The sequence below is a fragment of the Profundibacter sp. genome (assembly GCF_056498605.1).
This window is the reverse complement of sequence record NZ_JBSMEZ010000111.1, coordinates 1-5,960: the sequence shown is the minus strand read 5'-3', so window position 1 is coordinate 5,960 and position 5,960 is coordinate 1. Positions and strand designations below refer to the sequence as shown.

General features: G+C 56.1%; 5 protein-coding genes. 1 reads left to right on the top strand and 4 read right to left on the bottom strand.

Annotated features, from left to right (window positions below):
- Positions 1–606, top strand: a 606-nt coding sequence (locus ACWB12_RS11670; RefSeq protein ID WP_479530259.1) for a class I SAM-dependent DNA methyltransferase, incomplete at its 5' end; no start/stop codon positions are given.
- A 23-nt stretch (positions 607–629) separates the two neighbouring features.
- Here ACWB12_RS11670 and ACWB12_RS11665 read toward each other — a convergent pair.
- From ACWB12_RS11665 to carB, 4 genes are all read right to left on the bottom strand, one after another.
- Positions 630–830 (bottom strand): YgaP family membrane protein, encoded by a 201-nt coding sequence (locus ACWB12_RS11665; RefSeq protein WP_479530258.1) that lies wholly within the window; start codon positions 828–830, stop codon positions 630–632.
- Between the two features lie 231 nt (positions 831–1,061).
- On the bottom strand, positions 1,062–1,625 hold the full coding sequence (locus ACWB12_RS11660; protein WP_479530257.1) for an HNH endonuclease: 564 nt from the start codon (positions 1,623–1,625) through the stop codon (positions 1,062–1,064).
- 3 nt (positions 1,626–1,628) lie between these two features.
- A complete protein-coding gene (locus tag ACWB12_RS11655) occupies positions 1,629–2,609 on the bottom strand; it encodes a DNA cytosine methyltransferase (RefSeq protein WP_479530256.1) in 981 nt (326 codons plus the stop codon).
- Between the two features lie 88 nt (positions 2,610–2,697).
- A complete protein-coding gene (carB, locus tag ACWB12_RS11650) occupies positions 2,698–5,958 on the bottom strand; it encodes a carbamoyl-phosphate synthase large subunit (RefSeq protein ID WP_479530255.1) in 3,261 nt (1,086 codons plus the stop codon).
- Positions 5,959–5,960: the final 2 nt, after the last annotated feature.

The following is a 5,960-nucleotide window of genomic DNA, read 5'->3' as shown; positions in this document are numbered from 1 at the left end:
ACGGCCTATTCCCTGAAAACCCCGCAGGATTCGATTGACCTGTATGGCAACTGGGCCACCACCTATGACGAGGATTTCGCGCAGGCGAATGATTATCGCTACCCCGCGCTGATTGCCGAAATGTTCGCGGCGCGGGCGCAGGATAATGCGCCGGTTCTGGATGTGGGGGCTGGCACGGGGCTGGTCGGCGAGGGATTGGCGGCGCAGGGTATCGCGCAGGTTGACGCGCTGGATATATCGCCGGAAATGCTGGCCGTGGCGATGGGCAAGGGGTGTTACCGCGCTGATATCACTGCTGATTTGACGGGCCCGCTGGATATTGCTGACGGGGCTTACGGCGGCATCACCTGTGCGGGCACCTTCACCTTTGGCCATGTCGGGGCTGAGGCGATAGACGAATTGATCCGCATCGGGCGTAGTGGGGCGCTCTATGTGTTGGGGATCAATGCGGGGGTGTATGAGAGTGCGGGGTTCGGTGAAAAGTTCGCCCAGCATGGCGCTGCGATCCGTGATTTCGAGATTTTGGACACGCCGGTTTACGGCAAGGGTGCGCCTGCCGAAATGCAAAAAGCGCGCTCAAGCGTTGCGGTGTTTCGCAAACGGTAGAGCACGCCATTCGGGTTTTGGGTTCAGCTGCTGTGGGACGATTTGAAGCCCAGCTTCTGGAAGAATGATCCAGCGGGGCAAAACCCTGTGAAAGCGGATTGGAACAGGTTCGCCCCGACGAAAACCGTCAGCCAGACGAAATGAGGCGACACATATTTGGTCAGCAACAAGGATGCGATAACCATAAAGCCGGCAAAGGCCAGCACAGCGCGTTCAGAAGACATAGCGAATTCCTTTGAGTTGAGCGGGCACAGTTGTGCCGAGTGGGTGAAAACACATTCGAGAATAGTAATATGTTTAGGGAAATGCAAGAGGGTGTGGTGGAGTGCGGCGAATCGCCCGTTAATACAGGGGTTTTGGGCGGATTGGGGAATATGAATTCCATATGAATTGCATATGACTCCCATATGAGGAAAATCACGGGGTAGTGGGGTTAACGCGGGGAGCGGTGGCTACTATTTGGGAAATTTCGTATTAAGCCAGTCCAATAATTTGCGTTGGTCAGCCGCTGGGGCGCGGCGAACCTGAACAAGAAGTTTATGTAGTGATGGCCTGTCCATTGTAAGATTGGCAGAGCCCTCATTACAGATTGAGCATAGCGCGCGTAGATTGCTGGCTTCATCAGAACCGCCTTGTGATTTATCGATCACATGGCCAATGTGTAGCCGCGTTTTTCTGGTTGGGTCGAATGGATGGGGTTCACCAGCCACCGCGCCGCATTGCTGACATGTAAAGCCATTGCGATCCAAGACATAAGCCCTAGTTTCTTTTGAAATTGCGCGTTCAAATGCTGGCTTGGGCGTTGCAGAATTAAGAATGTATTCACCAGGCTTTAGTTCATTCAGATCATTGTGGGTAAGGATTTGATAGCCTTCTTCGGTGCGCAATTCACGAACACGACGCGCCCATTCGCTAATGTTTCCGGCGACCTCACGCAATTCCGTTGCGGTTAGTTTCTTGCCAATGTTAGCAAGGAAATACTCTCGCAGTCGCGTTCTGGCTCCTTTACGTTTATTCATGTCTTACTCAGCTGCTAATTGCATTGCTACAGGCATTTGGTTTTCAGACGCTCGAATAGCTTTTTTAATCGCTTTTCCAAGCGCATTGGCAACGGGTGGCGGGAAGGCATTTCCGACTTGTCTGTAGGCATTTGTTTTCCGGCCTGTAAATTGCCATGCATCAGGAAACCCTTGTATTCGTGCGACCATATTGACCGTGAGCCGAGGCACCCCTATGAAACCCTTTTCGGGCGCGTCTTCTGCGATTGTCATCCCGTTCACCCCCAGTTCTAGCCAAGCCTTTTTGGCACGTGTTGGCCCCAAATCGGGTCCGCCGTGTTTCTTTGACCCTCCGACAATTGTTGGGGCGATTGTTGAGGCATTTCTTGCCCAATCATCGGCCCCGTTCCAGCCGTTTTCTTTCATTAAATCATGCAATAATCTGCCGACAGGTTCAGCTTTCATTTTGTGGGGTGTTGGGAATGTAAAATGAGACCAATAGTCTGATTTTGCGGCAACGATTGCAACGCGAGGTCTAAGTTGCGACACGCCGTAATCGGATGATTGCAATAGCTTCCATTCGACCTGATATCCCAAGGACTGAAATTCCTGCTTTAGTACTTCGCGGTATTCCTCAAATGCGGGGCCAAGAAAGCCACGCACATTTTCGATTAGGACAAACTTGGGGCCCATTTCTTTGATGAGGCGCAGGGCTTGTGGAAATAGATTTCGTTCATCTTTTTCACCCAGCTGTTTACCTGCAACTGAAAATGGTGGGCAAGGCAGGCCGGCGGCGAACAGATCAATGCCACTATAATTTTGGCCGGATATTTCACCCATGTCGGCCAATATTGCGTTCCATTTTGGCCGGTTTACTTTAAGGGTGTTGATACAATGCGCGTCGTTATCGACCAGTAATTTATGCCTGAAACCTGCTTGCTCCAAACCAAGAGCCTGACCGCCTGCGCCAGCGCAAAATTCAACTGAGGTAAGTGTTCGTGCCATTCGTTTCTCCTTGCGTGAACATACCTTGTTTGTCGTATTATTCAACACTCAGATGAAAAATGTTCTATTTATGTTCCGGCCAGTGCAATCACCCCTGCAGCGACCTGACCCCCAACTCACCCTCTTCGCGTGACTTCATCGCCAGCGTTACCGCGTGGCTGGCCGCAGCCGTGGTGAAATATGGCAAGCCGTCATACAAAGCCACAGAGCGGATTTCGCGGGAGTCCTCAATGGCTTGCGTGCCTTCAGTGGTGTTCATCACCAAGGCGATTTCGCGGTCTTTCATCCGGTCCACGATGTTGGGGCGGCCCTCGTAGACCTTGTTCACGATTTCGCATTCCACCCCGTTTTCAACCAGCCAAGCGCCGGTGCCGCGGGTGGCGATGAGGGTGAAGCCGAGGTCAATCAGCAAATGCGCAGTGCTGGCCATTTCATCCGTTTTGTCCATGTCCTTGATCGAGATGAACACGGCACCTTCTGTTGGCAAAACCACGCCCGCGCCCATTTGCGCCTTTAGGTACGCCAGCGCGAAGGAGCGGTCCCAGCCCATCACTTCGCCGGTCGAGCGCATTTCGGGGCCAAGGATGGTGTCGACACCGGGGAAGCGGGCGAACGGCAGAACCGCCTCTTTGACCGAGAACCACGGCATGTTTGGGTCGGCCAGCGACATCGGGTCGGCAAACGGCAGGGTGGTGTCTGGCGTCGCGCCCTCGGGGTAGGGGGCGCGCAGCGGGAAGTTGGAGAGGGGCTCGCCCGCCATGATCCGCGCGGCGATCGAGGCGATGGCGCTGTCGGTGGCTTTGGCGACAAACGGCACTGTGCGCGAAGCGCGGGGGTTGACCTCGATCAGGTAAACCAGCCCATCTTTGACCGCGAACTGGATGTTCATCAGACCGACTACATTCAGGGCCAAGGCGAGGGCGCGGGTTTGGCGGTGGACCTCTGCGATGATATCCTTTGGCAAGGAATATGGCGGCAGGGAACAGGCGCTATCGCCCGAGTGCACGCCGGCCTCTTCAATGTGTTGCATCAGGCCCGCGACATGCACGTCTTTGCCGTCGCACAGTGCGTCGACGTCCATTTCGATGGCGCCCGATAGGTAGCTGTCGAGCAGCACGGGGCTGTCGCCGGAAACCACCACGGCCTCGGCAATATAGCGTTCCAGATGGGCCATATCGCGCACGATTTCCATGGCGCGGCCACCCAGCACATAAGAGGGGCGGATCACCAGAGGGAAGCCGATTTTTTCGGCGATCTCCAGCGCTTGGGCGTCGGTTGAGGCGATGCCGTTATTGGGCTGCAACAGGCCAAGGTCATTGACCAATGCCTGAAACCGTTCACGGTCTTCGGCCAGATCAATGCTGTCGGGCGTGGTGCCAAGGATCGGGATGCCTGCGGCCTCGAGATCATTGGCGAGTTTGAGCGGGGTTTGGCCGCCGAACTGCACGATCACCCCGTGCAGGGTGCCGTTTTCCTGCTCGACTCGCAGGATTTCCATCACATGTTCAAAGGTGACAGGCTCGAAATACAGTCGATCCGAAGTGTCGTAATCGGTCGACACGGTTTCGGGGTTGCAGTTGATCATGATGGTTTCGTAGCCCTGATCGGTCAGGGCGTAACAGGCGTGGCAACAGCAGTAATCAAATTCGATGCCTTGGCCGATGCGGTTGGGGCCACCGCCAAGGATGACCACTTTTTTCCGGTCACTGGGGCGGGCTTCGCATTCCACGTCGCCCATCGCGGGGGCCTCGTAGGTGGAATACATGTAGGGGGTCTGGGCTTCGAATTCGGCGGCGCAGGTGTCAATGCGTTTGAAGCAGGCGGTGACGCCGGCGGCCAGGCGCGTTTTGCGCACAGAGGTTTCGGACTGGTCTGTCAGGATGGCGAGGCGGGCATCAGAGAAGCCCATCATTTTCAGCGCCCGCAAGCCCGCTTCATCGCTTGGCAAGCCAGCGCTCTTCACGGTTTCCTCGACCTCGACAATCTCGCGGATACGGGCAAGGAACCATGGGTCGAACATGGTGGCAGTATGGATTTCATCGTCCGTCAGCCCGTGGCGCATGGCTTGGGCAATAGTGCGCATCCGGTCGGGGGTTTGGAGGCTGATCGCCTTGATGACGGCAGCTTTATCGGGCGCGCCTTCGATTACCACCTCATCAAATCCGGTGAGGCCAGTTTCCATGCTGGCCAGCGCTTTTTGCAGGCTTTCGTGGATGGTGCGGCCGATCGCCATAGTTTCGCCAACCGATTTCATCGCGGTTGACAGCAGCGGGGCGGAGCCTGCGAATTTCTCGAATGCAAAGCGCGGGATTTTGGTGACGACGTAGTCGATGGTTGGCTCGAAGCTGGCGGGCGTGACCTTGGTGATGTCATTGTCCAACTCGTCCAGCGTGTAGCCGACCGCCAGTTTCGCGGCGATTTTGGCAATCGGGAACCCCGTGGCCTTGGACGCCAGCGCCGAGGAGCGCGATACGCGGGGGTTCATTTCGATCACCACCATGCGCCCATCGGCAGGGTTCACCGCCCATTGCACGTTGGAACCGCCGGTTTCCACGCCGATTTCACGCAGCACGGCGATGGAGGCCGAGCGCATCATCTGGTATTCTTTGTCGGTCAAGGTCAGGGCAGGGGCAACGGTGATACTGTCGCCAGTGTGCACGCCCATCGGATCAACGTTTTCGATGGCGCAGACGATGATGGCGTTGTCGGCGGTGTCGCGCACCACTTCCATTTCGTATTCTTTCCAGCCCAACAGGGATTCATCAATCAGGATTTGCGTGACCGGCGAGGCATCAAGTCCCGTGGTGCAAAAGTGGATGAAATCATCGCGGTTATAGGCCACACCGCCGCCGGTGCCGCCTAACGTGAAGGCGGGGCGGATGATGGCGGGCAGGCCGATGTCATCCAGTGCTGCCATGCAGTCGTCTAGGTTTTCTGCAATGGTGGCGCGGGGATTTTCCAGCCCCAGCCGGTCCATCGCCTCGCGGAACAGCTTGCGATCCTCGGCCATTTCGATGGCTTCACGATTAGCGCCGATCAGCTCGACATTGTATTTTTCCAGAATCCCCATGTCGGCCAGCTCCAACGCCGTGTTCAGGCCGGTTTGACCGCCCATTGTGGGCAACAGCGCATCGGGGCGCTCGTGTTTGATGATTTTGGCAACCATTTCAGCCGTGATCGGCTCGATATAGGTCGCATCGGCCAATTCCGGATCGGTCATGATTGTTGCGGGGTTGGAGTTCACCAAAACAACGCGGTAACCTTCTTCGCGCAGGGCTTTGCAGGCTTGCGCACCGGAATAATCAAACTCGCAGGCTTGTCCGATGATGATCGGACCCGCCCCGATAATCA

Bases quoted from the DNA above. Each gene is read 5' to 3' on its own strand.
- ACWB12_RS11660 (WP_479530257.1), bottom strand. From the start codon at position 1,625: ATGAATAAACGTAAAGGAGCCAGAACGCGACTGCGAGAGTATTTCCTT.
- ACWB12_RS11665 (WP_479530258.1), bottom strand. From the start codon at position 830: ATGTCTTCTGAACGCGCTGTGCTGGCCTTTGCCGGCTTTATGGTTATC.
- ACWB12_RS11655 (WP_479530256.1), bottom strand. From the start codon at position 2,609: ATGGCACGAACACTTACCTCAGTTGAATTTTGCGCTGGCGCAGGCGGT.